The organism is Mesorhizobium sp. PAMC28654 (assembly GCF_020616515.1).
Taxonomy (GTDB): Bacteria; Pseudomonadota; Alphaproteobacteria; order Rhizobiales; family Rhizobiaceae; genus Mesorhizobium.
Genome location: NZ_CP085135.1, coordinates 3,891,056 through 3,908,384, shown reverse-complemented (window position 1 = coordinate 3,908,384; position 17,329 = coordinate 3,891,056). Strand labels below are relative to the sequence as shown.

Genomic DNA, 17,329 nt, shown 5'->3' with positions numbered 1-17,329 from the left:
AAATGCCAGCTTATCATAACTTACTAAACGACAAGGAAAGGAAAGCTCGGTGAACAATGATAGGGAAGTTAGAAAGGCTGTCGTATCTCTGCTGGAGCGCGAGGGGTTCTCAGTAACCTCTCAGCCCGGAGGAAAGGGCTCGCGCGACTTGTCTCGTATCCGGATTTCGAAAAACGGTGAGGCACTCACATGCGCCATCAAGACATCGACCAGCGGCCGGATATCATTCGTGCGAGATACGGACGGCACATTCAGGGTGCTCGATGAAGTGGAGCGCGTTATCCATGCACATCCGCTGGCGGACGATCCATCTCAAGTCGTGATCAGCATGTTTGACCAAGCTACGATCCGGAATGCCTTTGAAAGAAACTATCAGGCGCTGACCGATCACGACATGGGACATATACCGTCGTGGGTAAATCCCGACCCCTGGCCTGCTGCCGGTTTTTCGGACACCCGGTTAAGCTAGCATAGCTTGCTCCTCGAACTCGTTGGGGCTGAGATAGCCCAGCGTCGAGTGCCTTCGCCGAGGGTTATAGAAGCATTCGATGTAATCGAACACATCTGCCTTGGCGTGATCCCTCGTCCTGTAGACCTTGCGGGCTGTCCGCTCGGTTTTGAGCGACGAGAAGAAGCTCTCCATCGCAGCATTGTCCCAGACGTTGCCGGACCGGCTCATCGAGCAGGTAATGCCGTGATCGGCCATCAGGCGCTGGAACTGCTCGCTCGTATATTGCGACCCCTGGTCCGAATGATGGAGCAGGCTGTCTGGCTTGCCTCGGCGCCAGATCGCCATGATTAGGGCGTCGGTGACGAGTTGGGCCGTCATCTCGGCCTTCATCGCCCAGCCGACGACACGCCTGGAGAACAGGTCGACGACCGCCGCAACATAGAGCCATCCTTCGGCGGTCCAGATGTAGGTGAAGTCGGCAATCCACTTCTGGTTCGGAGCAGCAGCTTCGAAGGCGCGATCAAGGAGATTGTCCGACACGGCGGCTCGCTCGCCAGTGTCCTTCGGTAGCCCGCGGCGCCGAGGCCGGGCACGCAAGCCGTTCTCCCGCATGAGCCTCTCGACGCGATGAAGACCGCAGGAGACTCCCTCAGCCAAGACGTCGTGCCAGACGCGACGGGCGCCATAGGTGCGGTCGCTGCTCTTGAAGCTCCGGTCGATCCTGGGAACGAGCATCTCGTCGTGCTGGGACCGGGCGCTGGGGCTGCGGTTGAGCCAGGCATGGAAGCCTGAGCGCGACACATCCAGCGCATTGCACAGCCATGCCACCGGCCAGATCGAACGGTGCTTCGCGATAAAGGCGAACCTCATATCGCATCCCTCGCGAAGTAGGCTGCGGCCTTTTTTAGGATGTCGCGCTCCGCCTTCAGCTTAGTAACTTCCCGACGCAGCCGGTCAATCTCCTGCTGCTCAGGCTTCATTTGACCATGGCCGGGAAAGGCATGCTGCGGGTCAGCGCTCGTCTCGCGGACCCACTTGCGCAGCACATTCTCATGGAGATCCAAATCACGGGCCGCCTGCGCCACCGCAACGCCCCGATCCTTCACCAATCTCACCGCCTCAAGCTTGAACTCGCGGCTGAACTTCCTTCTCTGCATTCCCACTCTCCAGTTCCGTTAAACACCTTATCTCGGTGTCCACGAAACCGGCAGCAGGCCACTCGGCTGATAGCGATAGTCGTTCTTCTCGCTACGATTCCGCCTGTGAGGATGCCGCATCTGGTGGCTCTAAAATCATCACGAGTGCGATGAAAGCTCGCTCTATCATTTGAGCAATCGCCCTAGCTTCATCTACTAAACCGGAAAGTTCGTTGATGGTAGGAAGATCGGTTACGCGTTGCCCATCTTTCGTCGGCTTCCGCTTTATACCGAACCGGTCCGGCAATTTATCTGTGCCAACGATGACCATTTCCGGACCAATGCGCCACTCTCCGTGGACGATTTCGTTGCGACGCTCCGCCAGTGTCTTCGTGCGCTTGCAGATATCATCGACCAAGCCTTTGACGTTTTTGTCGTCCGTCAGCAGCTTCAGCGCCGACCCGTACGCAATTGCGAGGCTCTCGGGAGAAATGGTGACGATGGATAGAACGTTTGCGCCGAGTTCCCATACTTTCAAGCCTTGCAGTTGCAGAATGCAGCTGTAGAAATACCGAAGCTTGGTCGGTATCTTCTCAAACTCGACGACGAACGTCCCGACGAAGCGGTAGTGTTCCGACCAATCGACATCTCTAAACTCCGCCATCAGTAGCCTCGTTCTATCGCAATCGTGTGACCTTGGTCTCGTTGACCATTCTGGTTAGATAGAAATCCATCTCGCGCAGCAGCTCTTCCGATCGACGATAGTCTTTCTGATTGACCAATGCCTCTAACGTGAAATGCAATCCGCGATGCAGATCGTCGATTTGGTCCTTAAGTTCCTTTGTGGCTACGAAATTCATTGGATCCCCCCAGTTTGATGCCAATTCACTTTCGCCCAGCAAATTGAGATGCACAAGACATGCTTGCGCTACCATTCAGGCTCCGGCATGTTCGCCGTCGTCGGGAGCGGCAACCGGGGGAGGAAACGTTGGGCGCAGTAATCTTGATAGTGATCGGTCTCGCCGTGGTTGCCATGGCCTCAGCCAACTTCAAAAACCAGACCGGCGTTGATGCGCCTACACGAAGCGCTTTGAAGGGAATGCGGCGGCGCGCCCGAAAAGCCGGAGTCAGCGAGGAGCAATATTTCAACGGGTGGGTCGAACGTAAAAGGCGCAGAAAATGATCGCTGGAAAATGCCCAAAATGCGAAAAGCCAGTGCTGCGCGGAAACATTCACCGATGCGAGGTCGGACAGCCGGCAGCACGATAAAGTTCAGGCGATTTTACGGTCCTACCGCTTAAGCAGTCGATTTGCGAAGCTCTTAACTGTCTGCGCATGGAACTGTGTCCGTCGTCAGATCATTTGGCTCAGATTGGATCGCAGATTAGCGGAGTGTCGGCCTCATCTTGGGGTTGATGTTAAGCGGCGATCTTGCGGTGCTGCAAGCGCCGATGTTGGATGGTTTGGCGTTTGATCCTTTCTCGCTGTTTGATAATGGCTGCGGCCCTGCCGAAGTAGGCGTCGGCTGGCGTTACGTTGGCCAGGCTCTCGTGGTAGCGTCGATGGTTGTAATGTTCGACGAAGGCTGCGATCTGGGCCTCAAGGTCGCCGGGCAGAAAGTAGTTCTCCAAGAGGATTCGGTTTTTGAGGGTCTGGTGCCAGCGCTCGATCTTGCCTTGGGTCTGGGGATGCATTGGAGCGCCCCGGACATGGCTCATGCGTTGGTCCTGGATATAGTCCGCCAGTTCGCCGGCGATGTAGCTGGGGCCATTATCGCTGAGCAGCCGAGGCTTGTGGTGCACATGGGCCTGGTCGCACCCTGAGGCAGTAAGTGCCATGTCCAGCGTGTCGGTGACGTCCTCGGCCCGCATGGTGCTGCACAGTTTCCAGGCGATGATGTAGCGGGAGTAATCGTCGAGCACGGTCGACAGGTACATCCAGCCCCAGCCGATGATCTTGAAGTAGGTGAAGTCCGTCTGCCACATCTCGTTGGGTCGCGTCGTCTTGGTGTGGAACTCGTTCGCCGCCTTGATCACCACATAGGCCGGGCTGGTGATCAGATCGTAGGCCTTGAGGAGCCGGTAAACGCTGGCTTCTGACACGAAGTAGCGCGTCTCGTCGGTGAACCGTACTGCCAGTTCGCGCGGGGAGAGCTCGGACTGCTCCAGCGCCAGTTCGATGATCTGGTCATGGATGGCAGGCGGGATGCGGTTCCACACCCGGCTCGGCGCCGAGGGCCGATCCTGCAGCGCCTCAGGCCCGCCCTCGACATAACGGTCATACCAGCGATAGAAGGTCCGGCGCGGGATGCCCAGTCGGTCCAGCGTTTTGCGGGTTGGCAGGTGTGACTGCTCGACGATCCTGATGATCTCGAGCTTTTCGGATGCGGGATATCTCATTCTTGCTCGTCCCCATCCGCGATCATGCTTTTTTTGAGCAGACGGTTTTCCAGTGTCAGATCAGCGACGCATTCCTTCAGCGCGCCGGCCTCCCGGCGCAAATCCTTGACCTCGTCGCTGGTGGCAGCACGAGCGGTATCACCCGCCAATCGGCGCTTGCCGGCCTCCATGAACTCCTTGGACCAGGTGTAATACAGGCTCTGCGCGATCCCTTCCTTGCGGCACAGCTCGGCGATGCTGTCTTCGCCGCGCAGCCCGTCCAGCACGATCCGGATCTTGTCTTCCGCTGAAAAATGCCGCCGGGTCGCCCGGCGAATGTCCTTTACCACCTGCTCGGCAGGCTTCTTGGCACTTGAGGATTTAGGGCTCATCTTGGTTCCTTCGTCGTGACGACGAGATCAAAACCCTCCTTAATTCACAACCTCAAATCTGGGACACAGGTGCTGACGGGGAACACTTGCGGCACAGCTCGGCGATGCTGTCTTCGCCGCGCAGCCCGTCCAGCACGATCCGGATCTTGTCTTCCGCTGAAAAATGCCGCCGGGTCGCCCGGCGAATGTCCTTTACCACCTGCTCGGCAGGCTTCTTGGCACTTGAGGATTTAGGGCTCATCTTGGTTCCTTCGTCGTGACGACGAGATCAAAACCCTCCTTAATTCACAACCTCAAATCTGGGACACAGGTGCTGACGGGGAACAGCGGTTACGTTCCAGATGGACGAGGCAGGTTGGGGAGACCCGCTTGGTGTATTCGACAAAGCCGTCGAAGAGACGGGACGCCGGCATGAGAGACTGGGCTTCCTCAGCCCAGACATCGCCAATGGTGCCGCGCATTCTTCCATGCGGGGTTTTGTGCCAAAACTCCTTGCATCGAAGCTCCAGCCAGTCGTTCAGGGCTTCCAGTGATGGAAAGCGCGGAACCGGTTGAAAGAACCGATGACGCGCATCCTGCACATTCTTCTCGACCTGTTATAGCGCGACGATCTGGATGAGACGTGAGCGGCGATCTGGATGAGATTCTCAGGTCGCGGTCACGTGCAAATTATCATGCTGATTGTCGCTGGCAAGGCCTTCATCTATTTCTGATTGCCGCTCCGCGACAAGTTCGTGTTTGTTCTTGATTGTCGCGTAAGAGGCTGGCCTGCCGCGCTGGCGTTTGGCTTCCATGGCGGATCTGCGCCGGTAGCTTTCGACGTTCATCTCGAAGATCGTTGCGTGGTGAACAAGTCGGTCCACTGCGGCGAGGGTCATGGCGGGGTCCGGAAAGATTCTGTTTGGACTTGCTTCGGTAAAGTGGAGAGCGGGTTGCTCATTCGGCGGCGTTTCGCTCGAACTGCATCGGGCTGATGTAGTCGAGCGCGGAATGCCGCCGGATGGGATTGTAGAAGCCGTCGATATATCGGGCAATGGCGGCTTGGGCATCGGCGCGGGTAAGGAAAGAGGTGCGCCAGATCAGTTCAGTTTTCAGCGTCTTGAAGAATGTTTCGACCATGGCGTTATCAAAGCAATTGCCCTTGCCTGACATTGAGATGATGACGCCGGCGGCACGCAATTCGGCTTGGTAGTCGATAGAACAATATTGGCTGCCGCGGTCGGAGTGGTGAATGAGGCCGGGTTCCGGCTGCCGCATGACGAACGCCTTGTTGAGCGCTGCCAGAGCCAGGCTGCGGTGTAGCCGGTTGCCAGCAGCCCAGCCAACGACCTTGCGGGCAAACAGATCGATGACGACAGCAAGGTACAACCAGCCCTCCCGCGTCCAGATGTAGGAGATGTCGGCACCCCATTTCTGGTTGGGACCAGTGGCGGCAAAATCCTGGTCGATGACATTGGGGGCAACCGGAAAGGCGTGTTCGCTGTCCGTCGTGCGCTTGAACCGCCGCTTCTGTCTTGCCTGGAGGCCATTCTCCCGCATCAGACGCGCCGTTCGTCGCCGGCCAATGGCAAAGCCATTGTCTTGCAGTTCCCGCGTCATGCGCGGGCTACCATAGGTTCCGTTCGACAGCGCGAACGACGATCGCACATGCGCCAGCATTATCATGTCGTCGCGCTGCCGGCGGCACGCCGGCCGGCGCCCCCAGGCAAAGTAGCCGCTCGGGCTGACACCCAGCGTCGCGCACAAACGGTCCACAGGGAAATCCTTCTTCGCCTGGTCGATGAGCGCGAACCTCACCGACTTCCCTCCTTGACGAAAAAAGCCGTCGCCCGTTTCAAGATATCCCGCTCCTGCCGAAGGATTTCATTCTCCCGCCGCAGCCGTTTCAATTCAGCGGCGACATCAGCATCAGGCGGACGCCCAGGATCGCCCATCTCACGATCCAGCTGCCGACCCATCCATCGCGTCAGCGTCGAGAAACCAACACCAAGATCCTCCGCGATCTGCCGCTTCGTCCGACCGCTCGTTCGCACAAGGCCAACCGCCTCCGCCTTGAACGCATCCGTAAACTGTCTCTGTTTCGTCATCGAGGTCGCCTTTCATCAGAAGGAAACTCTCCACTTTTTCGGGGCAAGTCCAGGCAGCCGCTCAATGAGCTCGTCGAAGGCCCTGCGGTATTCCTGCCGCGGGAAGAGCTTGTCACGATAGACGAGATTAAGAAGCGCCATCGGCTTTTTGCGCAGGGAATGGATGACGTGCCGATAGTTGACGACCTGATCGTGCCTCCCGTCGGCATGGCCTCGGCCCCTGGGCAGCGTCATCAGCTTTGTTCCTCCCATAAAGACCTCGAGGCGATCATCGAACAGGCGGATGCGAAGCCGATGTCCGATCAGGCGGGAGGGAACGGTGTAGAAGACCTTGCGCAAGGTGAAGCCGCCGGTCCGCGACACGGTGACGACCACCTCCTCGAAGTCGCTGGTCCGCTGGTCTGGAAGTTCCTGCAGTTGAGGGCGTTCGGCATCGATGCGCTTGCCATGATTGGCGTTGTGCCGGCTGACGATCTCGTCGATGAAGGCTCGATACGCGCCGAGATCGTCGAAATTTCTGCTGCCGCGCATCAGAAGGGCGTCACGGATGGCATCCTTGAGATGGCCATGGCTGCTTTCGATCGAACCGTTCTCGTGCGCGATGCCCTTGTTGTTGCGGGTCGGCGTCATGCGGTAGTGCGCGCAAAGCTCTTCGTAGCGATGCGTGAGATCCTCCTTCGCATCGGCGCTGAGGTTGCGGAAAGCCGCCGACAGGCTGTCGCTGCGATGATAGAGCGGCGCTCCCCCAAGCGACCACAGCGCGTTCTGCAGTCCTTCGGCCAGGGCCACGAAGCTCTCGCCGCCGAGAATGACATGGGTGTGTTCAAAGCCGGACCAGGCGAGCCGGAAGTGGTAGAGTAGATGATCAAGAGACTGGCCGGCGATCGACACGTCAAGGCTGCCCATGTCGGTAAAATCCGATAGCCCGAGTCGGCCGGGTTCGTGAAGCTGGCGGAAGATAACCTCCTGCTCTTCGCCGTGGATGGCACGCCATGACCGGATGCGCCGCTCCAGCGTTCGGCGAATGCCCGCGCTCAGTTCCGGGTGCCGCCGCAGCATCTCCTCATAGATGGCGACAACACGGATGCCTGGCGCCGCCTTCAAAAGGGGAACGACCTCGGCATCGAAGATATGCTCGAGAGGGTCAGGCCTCCGCCGGCCACGAGCCTTTTGCTTTTGCGATGGCAGGTGCGCGTCCGTCTTGATGCGATAGGCCGTCGCCCTGCTGATCGACGCCTTGGCGGCGGCGACCTCGATAGAATTGTTTTGTCGGTACTTCATAAAAAGCCTCGTCTGATGATCGGTTACATGGCGACCCGGCACAAAGATGGTTCTCCATTCCAGAAAACCACCAAGCTACCGGGCCGACCGCGATCATAAGACGCTGAAAAATTGCGCGGCGGGGGGGGTGTAACTCCGGTCGGGCTACGCCCTCCCTTCGTCACACCCCCGCCGCCGAGTCTCATCCTGATTGACGCTGAGTCTCACCTTGTTTGTCGCCGCGCAACCTGTCCCTTCTCCCAGCCAGAGGCCGGATTGCAGAACTCAGGCTCGTAGAGATAGTGGCTGGCCATGGCCATGAAGCGGACATTGACGTCGCGCTCCTTGCCGCGGCCGACCTTGTCGATCGCTGTCCGCATATTGTCATAGATGCCGCGCCGGGGAACGCCCCCAAAGACACGGAAGGCATGATTATGGGCGTCGAACAGCATCTCATGCGTCTGCAGGAGATAGGCTCGCACGATGAACGCCCTCGAGTAGCTGAGCTTGCTATGGGCCACCTGCAGCTTGGTACGTTCATGGCCGATGATCGCCCAGTCCTCGGACCAGTCGAACTGGAACGCTTCACCAGGATCGAACGAAAGCGGCACGAATGTTCCGCGCCCTGTCGTCTGTAACTCCCTCTGCAGATCAGCCTTCCACTCCCGAGCGAAAGCCGCAACACGACCGTATGACCCCTCATAGCCAAGGCTCAGCAAATCGGCATGAAGCTGCTTGATCGTGCGTTTCTGTTTGCGGTTCTTTTTGGCCTCCGCCCTCAGCCAGGCTGACAAGCGGTCGGCAAATGCGTCAAGCCTGCTCGGCCGCTCTGGAACCTTGAACTTCGGCTCCACCTCGTCCACCCGCAGGTATTTGCGCACCGTATTCCGAGACAAGCCGGTCCTACGGCTAATCTCTCGGATCGATAAATGTTCTCGATAATGCCAGCGTCGGATCACGCTCAATAATGCCATGTCGATCACTCCGTAATCCCCGCTGAAAAAACGCAGGGTAAGGGTCAAACATGGGTCAATTCTCGGTGGAAATATCCTGTGTCGCCGGGTCAGTTCTCAGTGGCAATCAACAGGAAGGGGATAGATTTACCGGCTAGTCGAGTAAATCGAGCGGTACACTTGGCTTTCACCAATGACCGGGTCAGTCGGCCGTGGGCGAATGAGGCGGGTCGTGCCATCCTTGAAGAACACGTCGAAATGGCGAGCAGAGCGGTCAGGGATATCCGGGCCCTGAGAGCGACCGTTTTGACCACCCTGCGTCAGACCGTGCGCTTCTTTCGTTAGCTCGATCAGGTTCTCGGGATATGGTCGCCTATCACCCAGCGTCGCCACATTGATCACCGAAATCAGCGACTTGAGCCGGCCGGCCACCTGGGTACGAAGCCGATATCTGTCATTGCCCTCACGAGCGCGCATCTGAGCGACCAGGTCCTGGATCTCGTCGCGGCTCGCGTAGAAGCTTGCAACCTCGGCCTCAAGTTGACGGCGCTGTTCGACCAAACCAGCATGGTCGACGGACACCATCTCTATGTCGCGCTGGAGCTTGGCAAGCTCTCCTTTCAAAAACTCCGATGGCATGTCTTGATCGAGCAGCAGCCGGAACGTCCGATCTCGTTCTTTCTCAAGCTGCAGAATTCTGCCTTCCAGCGCCTGGGCCCTTTGGTCGATGCCCCCTGGCCCGGCGCTGTCTCCTTGAGCTTGCAGCAGCGGACGCAGATCGGCTTCTTCGACGAAAGTCAGAAAGGAAGCCTCGAAATCGTCATAGCGCCAGGCCATGTTGTCACAGCCAAGGCCCCGGTGAGCATTGTCGCATACCAAGTAGCTGCCGCCCTTGGGCAGGGATCCTTTGTTGATGAAATGCATCTGCGAATCGCAGTAGGCGCAGCGAGCCAATCCGGAAAAAAGGTTGCTGACGAAATTCCCCTTCCGTCCCGCGCCCCCTACCCTTCGTTGAGAGCGCCCCGCAAGCACCCTCAGGTAGAGCTCTTCGTCCACAACCGGGGGAAAATAATTCGGGATTGGTGCACCCGTTGGGACCCGTCTTCCGTCCAGCATCATATGTGGCTGGTACTCGCCAATCACAGCGCGATTTGTCATGATCTTCGTAACATATGATGTCTGCCAGCCCTTGGATCGACCAAAGGGCACAATGCGTCTGGCATTGAGCCGTCTTGCGATGGCGTAGCTTCCCAAGCCAGCCGCCGCATCCTCCAAGATCGACCGAACGACGGCGCTACGCGCGCCATCAAGAACAAAGGACTTCCGGTCGGTCGACAGATTGAGCCAAGCTGGGGCGAGCGCGGTCAGCTTCTGGTGGTCAGCTGTTTGGCGCTTGTTCGTCCAGGCCGCGCTCAGACGACGGCTCTTCGTCTGGGATTCCTCGTGGGCTCGACTCATGATCGCCAACGAAACGACCAGTTGGCTGAAATCGGTCTTATCCGCCGTATAAACTTGGCCGTCGACGAGTGTCACGAGCACCACCCCGGCCTTGATCAGGTCAGTGAAAAGCGAAAGCGACGTGAAGACATTTTGCCGGCTAAGGCGATCAAGCGACTCCACCAACAGGTACGAGCCTACCGGAACCTCGCCGTCTTTGACCGATTGCAGAAAACGGCCGAGGCTCGAAGCCTCCGACAGGTTGGCGCCTCTGAACGCCGACACCCCGAGATCTTCCAGCTGGAACTCCTCGACCAACTGGAGGTCGTGTTCTTTGGCGTATGCCTCCGACAGCTCAAGCTGACGGCGTCGGCTGTCGCCCTTCAGCTGAATGTCTGTGGACATGCGGATGTAGGAGTAAGCCCGGGGGCGCTTGGGTGCGGGTTCGGCCATGGTTGCTGCGGACTACATCACCAAAGGCGCGGCTGTCAATTAATTAGCCATAATGTCCTGATGGTCGGCCCTCCGGGTTCCGGAAAATCGATGCTGGCGCAGCGGCTACCGTCGATCCTGCCGCCGCTGGCGCCGAAGGAATTGCTCGAAGTCTCGATGATCGCCTCGGTGGCGGGCGAACTCGGCGAAGGCAAGCTGACCGACCGGCGGCCGTTCCGCGCTCCGCACCATTCGGCCTCGATGGCGGCCATGGTCGGCGGTGGCATACGCGCGCGGCCGGGCGAAGTCTCGCTCGCCCATCACGGCGTGCTGTTCCTCGACGAGTTTCCCGAATTCACGCCGCAGACGCTCGATGCTCTGCGTCAGCCGCTCGAAACCGGCGATTGCATGATCGCGCGCGCCAACCACCGCGTCACCTATCCGGCGCGCATCCAGCTGGTCGCGGCGATGAACCCGTGCCGTTGCGGCATGGCCGGCGAACCCGGTTATCGCTGCCTGCGCGGCGACCGCTGCCGCACCGATTATCAAGCCCGCATTTCCGGTCCGCTGCTCGACCGCATCGATCTGCGCATCGAGGTGCCGGCGGTCTCGGCCAGCGACCTGATCCGGCCGGACCGGGCAGAGAAGAGCGAGGCCGTGGCACTGCGCGTGGCGCGCGCCCGCACCATCCAGCACGAGCGTTTCGAACGCCTCGGCGTCGCCCGCGCCACCACCAACGCGCACTGCTCGCCGTCCATCATCGAGGCGATCGCGACGCCTGACGCCGCCGGCCTGTCGCTGCTGAAGGACGCCAGTGAAAAGCTCGGCTTCTCCGCGCGCGCCTATCACCGCGTGCTGAAAGTCGCGCGGACGCTGGCCGACCTAGACGCCAGCGAGACGGTCGGTCGCATCCATCTGGCGGAGGCGATTTCCTATCGGATGATGTCAGAGCGCGTGGCGCAGGCGGCTTAGAGGTCACTTAGGTTCGCTTCCCGACTCGGCGGGACAGAACGCATAATTCCCGTCAGTGCCCTATGCGGATGCCGATTTCTTTCGCGTCAAGATCAACAAGCAAACTGTTTGTCTCAAAGTATCGTATACCGACAATGCTATGGCCGATCGTTGGAGAGAACTCCAACTCGGAAGCGTATGACGTATCGAACTTCCATTCCCCCAGCATTGCGATTTTTACGGCTACCTTGGTCCCGACACCCATCGACCCATCTGAGTCCTTTGGCAGGTTGTCCGCTAACAGGATGGTGGAATTTCCTGTGTCGTAAACTGTCGGCCGGCAAGTTGTTATTTCTTTCAGCAAAATACACGAATCTATGGTCGGGAAATTATAGCGGTTGCTTGCAGCCATCCATTTCTGGGTGTTGAAATCACTCTTGACGCTTTCCGATATCCCGATGTGAAAGGCCTCAACTGTCGGACAGTTCGCATCCTCATTTGCGCAAATCCTCCAATCGGTGCCTATCGGAGAAAGATAGTATCCCTTCCGAAGGCCATTTCCGGCACTCACAGCGTCAATCGGCGATTTAAGCATCCTATTTGGCCCTCCACCTCCAATGGGAGAAACACCAAAAATGCCTTTCGGCCAGAGCCGGCCGCCAACTATTTCACCCGTACTGCGTTTGACTGTTTTATAGCGAATGAGAAACGGGACCAACCGGTCGGTGGCGACAGGGGAATGTGGTGAGCCGAAAGTCACACGAGCTAATGCAACGTTTCCGTATTCATCGTAGATCCCGTAATTCATGACCACCTTTTGGGTGGTAACGAATATTCCATCCAGTTCCAGGGTCTTGGTGATATGAACTCCTTCGGCCGAGCACAATTTGCGAGGAAGAACAGCGGCACAGTCAATAGTCATACCACTCGATCCTGTATCGAGTAGAATTGGCTGATTGATCTTTCGCGTCCCAAGCGACAGAATATTTACATACAGCATCCGAATGTGGGGCGGTTTGCCTGGATACTCCTGCTTTATGAGTGGGACAATCTGGGAAATACTATTTTCAGCATTTGCTGGCGAATAGCAAAAAGCCAAAAATAAAAATAACAAAAATGATATTAAGAAGGGGGTAGATCTTGATTCAGGAAAAAACCCGCCCAAAAAATCCGCTCCTCTTTAGAGGCAGTCTGCCTGATATTATTCGTCCAAGTCTCGCTTTGAAATACCAAAAGAAGAAATCGCAGTCAAAATATTGATATATTACTTGTAGGCCCTGTGGCCGGCCGACTGTACGACTCGGCCTATGCCGAAACGTCGGTAGCTGTTCAGTGCAGACCGAAGCCTACCCGACCCGATCTCGTGCCTTCAGCTCCAGCCGCCGCGCGTGCAGGACTGGCTCGGTGTAGCCGTTGGGCTGTTCGCGGCCCTTGAAGACGAGATCGCAGGCGGCGAGGAAGGCGATGGAATTGTCGAAGTCTGGTGCCATAGGCCGGTAGAGCGGATCGCCGACATTCTGCCGGTCGACGGTCGCCGCCATGCGCCGCAGGGAATCCATCACCTGGATGCGCGAGCAGACGTCGTGGCGCAGCCAGTTGGCGATGTGTTGCGAGGAGATGCGCAGAGTGGCGCGGTCTTCCATCAGCTCGACGTCGTTGATGTCAGGTACTTTCGAGCAGCCGACGCCCTGGTCGATCCAGCGCACGACATAGCCCAGTATGCCCTGCGCGTTGTTGTCGAGCTCCTTCTGGATGTCGGCGTCGCTCCAGTTCGGGCGTACCGCGACCGGCACCGAAAGGATGTCGTCGAGTTTCGCCTTCGGCCGGCTTTTCAGCGCCGCCTGTACGGCATGGACGTCGACCTTGTGATAATGCGTCGCGTGCAGCGTCGCCGCCGTCGGCGACGGTACCCAGGCGGTGTTCGCGCCGGCCTTGGGATGGGCGATCTTCTCGATCAGCATCGCCGCCATCAGGTCGGGCATCGCCCACATCCCCTTGCCGATCTGGGCGTGGCCGGCCAGCCCGCATTCCAGGCCGGTATCGACATTCCAGGCCTCATAGGCGGAAATCCAGGCGGCCTGCTTCATGTCGCCCTTGCGGATCATCGGGCCGGCTTCCATCGAGGTGTGGATCTCGTCGCCGGTGCGGTCGAGGAAACCGGTGTTGATGAAGACGACGCGGTCTTTTGCCGCGCGGATCGCCTCCTTGAGGTTGACGGTGGTGCGCCGCTCCTCGTCCATGATGCCCATCTTGATGGTATTTTGGGCCATCCCGAGCAGCGCCTCGACACGGCCAAAAATCTCGGCGGCGAAGGCCACTTCCTCCGGCCCGTGCATCTTGGGCTTCACGACATACATCGAGCCGGCGCGGGAATTGGCGCGACGTCCCTTCGGACCCACATCGTGCAGCGCGATCAATGCCGTGATGGCCGCATCCATGATGCCTTCCGGCACTTCGTTGCCGTCGCGGTCCAGGATCGCCGGATTGGTCATCAGGTGACCGACATTGCGCACCAGCATCAGCGAGCGGCCGGGCACCGTCAGCGTGCCGCCATTGGGAGCCGTGTAGGAACGATCGGGATTGAGCTTGCGGGTAAATGTCTTGCCGCCCTTGGTGATCTCTTCGGCAAGGTCGCCCTTCATCAATCCCAGCCAGTTGCGGTAGACGACGACCTTGTCCTCGGCATCGACCGCCGCGACTGAATCCTCGCAGTCCTGGATGGTGGTGACAGCCGATTCCAGGACGACGTCGGCAATGCCGGCCGGGTCGGTCTTGCCGATCTGGTTGTTTCGGTCGATGACGATCTCTGTGTGCAGGCCGTTCTTCACCAAAAGGACGGCATCGGGATTGGCTGGGTCGCCGCGATAGCCGGCGAATTGCCTGGGGTCGGCAAGCGTGGTCGAGCCAGCGCCAGCGCCCAGCCGCAGCGCGCCGTTCGCCACCGAAAGCCCGTTTACACCGGCCCATTTGCCGGAGGTGAGCGGCACCGACTCGTCGAGAAAGTTCTTGGACCAGGCAACCACCTTGGCGCCGCGCGCCGGGTTGAAACTCTTGCCCTTTTCCGCGCCACCCGCTTCGGGGATGGCATCGGTGCCGTAGAGTGCATCGTAGAGCGAACCCCAGCGCGCATTGGCGGCGTTCAGCGCATAGCGGGCATTCATCACCGGCACGACCAGTTGCGGCCCTGCGACCACCGACATCTCCGGGTCGACATTCTCCGTCGTCACGGCGAAGGCTGGGCCTTCGGGGACGAGATAGCCGATCTCCTTGAGGAAGGTCTTGTATTCATCCATGTCGACCGGCGCGCCATTGTCGCGATACCAGCCGTCGAGTTTTTCCTGCATGGCGTCGCGCTTGGCCAGCAGCGCCCGGTTCTTCGGGGCAAGGTCGTGGACTATGACCGAAAAACCGTTCCAGAATGCGTCGGCCGTGATCCCGGTGCCCGGTAGCGCCTCGCGCTCCACGAAATCATGCAGCTCGCGGGCGATCCGCAATCCGGCGATCTCGATGCGGTCGGTCATCAGCACGTCTCCAATACTTGTGGCCGGGTTTGCCGGCTCCGGGGCCTTTGGCATGTCGGGTTTGCCCGGTCAATTCGGCTTAAGGTGAAGGGGACATTTAGGCAAGGTTGGCGAAACAGCGTCCTTCTCCTCGTTTACGGGGAGAAGATGGCGGCAGCCAGATGAGGGGCGGCTCGACGTTGGCCGGAGAGGCGGCACGGTGAAACCATATTTCGTTGGCGCTGCCCCTCATCCGCCCTTCGGGCACCTTCTCCCCGAGAACGGGGAGAAGGAAGATGAAGACTATACCGCGATCCTTGGCCGCCCGGACGCCACCGCCACCACATGCGCCTCGATGAACATGCGCTGGCCTTCGACGGTTGAAACCCGGAAATCGGTCGCGACCTCGATCTCGGCGCTGTCGGTGCCGGCATCCCTGGCGCGCGCCGCGGCAATGGCGCGGACATCGCTTTCAGCCGACGCAATTGCTGCTGCCTCGTCAAGAAAATCGCGCACGGTTTCGCCGGAGGCGACACGGAACAGGCCTTCCTTAGGTTGGCTGACCCGTGCTTCGGCGGAGACCCGCACCTGGCCGACGACGGCGCCAAGCGCGTTGGCGACGTCGGTATCCTCGGGCACCACGCAGTCATTGCCGATCAATGGCGGCAGGCCAGCATAGTGCAGCGGCGCGGAGGCGCCGAGACCGATGACCGGCCGGTCGAGCGAGACGCTGAAGCGCGCAATGCCGGGATGCGCGTCGACGGCGCGCTGCACAAGCGCATGCGCGACGGTCGAGGCGCCATCGAGACCATCTTCCGCAAAGGCGGTTTCGAGGATGTATTCGGCCGACCAGCGCGTCAGCGTCACCAGCACCCGCTCCGAGATCGCTTCCGGCGAAGCGGCGATGGCTTGCCCCCGGCCGTCGCGCCTGCGGGCAAACAATTCGGCGCCGAGGCGTGCCGGGACCGCATCCCAGTTCGCCTGCTTGCCCAGAACATGGGCGGCGTCGGACGGCGTGAAACCAGCAACATGCACCAGCCCGCGCGACACCAGCCGGTTCAGGGTCGCATTCTGCGCATTCGAAGTCAGAAGCTTGTCGACGGCAATCGGCGTGGCGGTTATCACCTCATAGAGCCGCGCCTCGGCGCCGGTCAGCCCGGCGGCAAGCCTGTCGGGAACGCCTGTCCTGACGGCGAACCGGCCGTCCATGCGGCCCGGATTGGGCGACCGCAGCTGGCGCTCGAGTTCCAGGGTCACGGCTTCTTTATGCATCATGCCGGCCAGAGCCAGCGGCACGAGGCGGCGGGGCCCGAGCAGGATTTTAGGGATGAGCGCGCCGTCCTCCAGCGTCACTTCGGAATCGCCTCCGAGGCCGAAAGTGCGCATCGCTACAGCCTCGACCATGGTGCGAAAGCCGCCGACCGTGGCGCCCTCGGGATCAAGCCGCGGCCGGCCCTTGTCCAACACCGCGACGTCGGTGGTGGTGCCACCGATATCGGAGACAATGGCATTGTCGAGGCCGGTCATGTGGTGGGCGCCGACCAGGCTGGCGGCCGGGCCGGACAGGATGGTCTCGATCGGGCGCTGACGGGCAAAGGCGGCCGACACCAGCGCGCCGTCGCCGCGCACCACCATCAGGGGCGCGGCGATCTTGCGGGCTTCGAGAAAACCTTCGGTTGCCGCGACCAGCCGGTCGATCATCGAGATCAGCCTTGCATTGAGCAGCGTCGTCAGCGCCCGGCGCGGGCCGCCGAGCTTGGCCGACAGTTCGTGGCTGGCCGTGACCGGCAGGCCGGTCTTCTCGCGGATCAGGTCGCGGGCAGTGATCTCATGCGCTGGATTGCGGGTGGCGAAATAGGCGCAGACGGCGAAGCCGGATACCGATTTTTCCAGCTCGGGCAGCGCCGCCTCCAACGCGGAGAGGTCCAGCTTCGCGGCATTGCCGTGGACGTCATGACCGCCGGGGCAGAACACCACCGGATCGGTGCCCAATGCCGTCTTCAATCCGTCGCGCGCGAGATCCCCCTCGGAAAAGCCGATCATGATCAGCGCCACGCGGCCGCCCTGGCCCTCGACCAGCGCGTTGGTGGCAAGCGTCGTCGACATCGACACCAGTTTTATCGCCGCCGGGTCGGTGCCGGCCTTCGCCAGCACCGCGTCGACCGCGCCGGAAATGCCGACGGCAAGGTCGTGCCGCGTCGTCAGCGACTTGGCCTTGGCCAGCACCTTGCCCTTGTTTGGGCCGTGCTGGGGTCCTTCCATCTCGGACCACAGCACTGCGTCGGTATAGGTGCCGCCGGTGTCGATCCCGAGGAACAGGGGCAGTGGTTTGGTCTTGGCGGTCATTGGCGG

Annotated in this window: 11 protein-coding genes and 6 pseudogenes; 3 read left to right on the top strand and 14 right to left on the bottom strand. The window is 59.9% G+C overall.

What is annotated here, in order from left to right; all coding sequences use genetic code 11:
- The first annotated feature begins 49 nt into the window (after nucleotides 1-49).
- The gene (locus LGH82_RS19135; protein WP_227344223.1) at nucleotides 50-469 is read left to right on the top strand and encodes a hypothetical protein; all 420 of its coding nucleotides are present in this window, start codon (nucleotides 50-52) and stop codon (nucleotides 467-469) included.
- On the opposite strand, the gene LGH82_RS19130 is transcribed toward LGH82_RS19135, so the two are convergent.
- The 3 genes from LGH82_RS19130 to LGH82_RS19120 form a co-directional block, all read right to left on the bottom strand.
- Nucleotides 461-1,608, bottom strand: a protein-coding gene (locus LGH82_RS19130) for an IS3 family transposase (protein ID WP_227344222.1) whose coding sequence is annotated in 2 segments (ribosomal slippage) — nucleotides 461-1,359 and nucleotides 1,359-1,608 — 1,149 coding nt in all. Because the reading frame shifts where the segments join, the coding sequence is not laid out codon by codon here. The genes LGH82_RS19135 and LGH82_RS19130 overlap by 9 nt on opposite strands.
- A 91-nt stretch (nucleotides 1,609-1,699) precedes the next feature.
- Nucleotides 1,700-2,251, bottom strand: a complete 552-nt coding sequence (locus LGH82_RS19125; RefSeq protein ID WP_227344221.1) for a hypothetical protein — start codon at nucleotides 2,249-2,251, stop codon at nucleotides 1,700-1,702.
- A 13-nt stretch (nucleotides 2,252-2,264) separates the two neighbouring features.
- Complete coding sequence (locus LGH82_RS19120; protein WP_227344220.1) at nucleotides 2,265-2,522, bottom strand: hypothetical protein; 258 nt, start codon at nucleotides 2,520-2,522, stop codon at nucleotides 2,265-2,267.
- A gap of 53 nt (nucleotides 2,523-2,575) precedes the next feature.
- On the opposite strand from LGH82_RS19120, the gene LGH82_RS19115 reads away from it, so the two are divergent.
- Nucleotides 2,576-2,770 carry a hypothetical protein gene (locus LGH82_RS19115; protein WP_227344219.1) on the top strand — a complete coding sequence of 65 codons (195 nt, stop codon included), beginning with the start codon at nucleotides 2,576-2,578 and terminating at the stop codon, nucleotides 2,768-2,770.
- Nucleotides 2,771-3,005: 235 nt separating this feature from the next.
- Here LGH82_RS19115 and LGH82_RS19110 read toward each other — a convergent pair.
- The 8 genes and pseudogenes from LGH82_RS19110 to LGH82_RS19075 form a co-directional block, all read right to left on the bottom strand.
- Nucleotides 3,006-4,357, bottom strand: a protein-coding gene (locus tag LGH82_RS19110) for an IS3 family transposase (protein ID WP_227344189.1) whose coding sequence is annotated in 2 segments (ribosomal slippage) — nucleotides 3,006-4,021 and nucleotides 4,021-4,357 — 1,353 coding nt in all. Because the reading frame shifts where the segments join, the coding sequence is not laid out codon by codon here.
- A gap of 85 nt (nucleotides 4,358-4,442) precedes the next feature.
- Nucleotides 4,443-4,598: pseudogene (locus tag LGH82_RS19105) on the bottom strand (IS3 family transposase); the annotation flags it as partial.
- A gap of 70 nt (nucleotides 4,599-4,668) precedes the next feature.
- Nucleotides 4,669-4,953 (bottom strand): annotated as a pseudogene (locus tag LGH82_RS19100) (IS21 family transposase); the annotation flags it as partial.
- Between the two features lie 51 nt (nucleotides 4,954-5,004).
- Nucleotides 5,005-5,259, bottom strand: a pseudogene (locus LGH82_RS19095) (ATP-binding protein); the annotation flags it as partial.
- Nucleotides 5,260-5,293: 34 nt separating this feature from the next.
- A protein-coding gene (locus LGH82_RS19090; protein WP_413771365.1) for an IS3 family transposase occupies nucleotides 5,294-6,444 on the bottom strand; the annotation gives its coding sequence in 2 pieces (ribosomal slippage) (nucleotides 5,294-6,180 and nucleotides 6,180-6,444; 1,152 coding nt in all).
- A 51-nt stretch (nucleotides 6,445-6,495) separates the two neighbouring features.
- Nucleotides 6,496-7,725: pseudogene (gene istA, locus LGH82_RS19085) on the bottom strand (IS21 family transposase); the annotation flags it as partial.
- 218 nt (nucleotides 7,726-7,943) lie between these two features.
- Nucleotides 7,944-8,678, bottom strand: a pseudogene (gene istA, locus LGH82_RS19080) (IS21 family transposase); the annotation flags it as partial.
- A gap of 126 nt (nucleotides 8,679-8,804) precedes the next feature.
- A complete protein-coding gene (locus LGH82_RS19075; protein ID WP_227344218.1) occupies nucleotides 8,805-10,547 on the bottom strand; it encodes a recombinase family protein in 1,743 nt (580 codons plus the stop codon).
- A 48-nt stretch (nucleotides 10,548-10,595) separates the two neighbouring features.
- Here LGH82_RS19075 and LGH82_RS19070 point away from each other — a divergent pair.
- A pseudogene (locus LGH82_RS19070) lies at nucleotides 10,596-11,498 on the top strand (YifB family Mg chelatase-like AAA ATPase); the annotation flags it as partial.
- A 52-nt stretch (nucleotides 11,499-11,550) separates the two neighbouring features.
- Here the strand turns inward: LGH82_RS19070 and LGH82_RS19065 are convergent.
- From LGH82_RS19065 to LGH82_RS19055, 3 genes are all read right to left on the bottom strand, one after another.
- Nucleotides 11,551-12,642 (bottom strand): hypothetical protein, encoded by a 1,092-nt coding sequence (locus tag LGH82_RS19065; protein ID WP_227344217.1) that lies wholly within the window; start codon nucleotides 12,640-12,642, stop codon nucleotides 11,551-11,553.
- Between the two features lie 181 nt (nucleotides 12,643-12,823).
- The gene (locus LGH82_RS19060) at nucleotides 12,824-14,998 is read right to left on the bottom strand and encodes a malate synthase G (protein ID WP_227344216.1); all 2,175 of its coding nucleotides are present in this window, start codon (nucleotides 14,996-14,998) and stop codon (nucleotides 12,824-12,826) included.
- Between the two features lie 282 nt (nucleotides 14,999-15,280).
- Nucleotides 15,281-17,323 (bottom strand): hydantoinase/oxoprolinase family protein, encoded by a 2,043-nt coding sequence (locus LGH82_RS19055; protein ID WP_227344215.1) that lies wholly within the window; start codon nucleotides 17,321-17,323, stop codon nucleotides 15,281-15,283.
- Nucleotides 17,324-17,329: the final 6 nt, after the last annotated feature.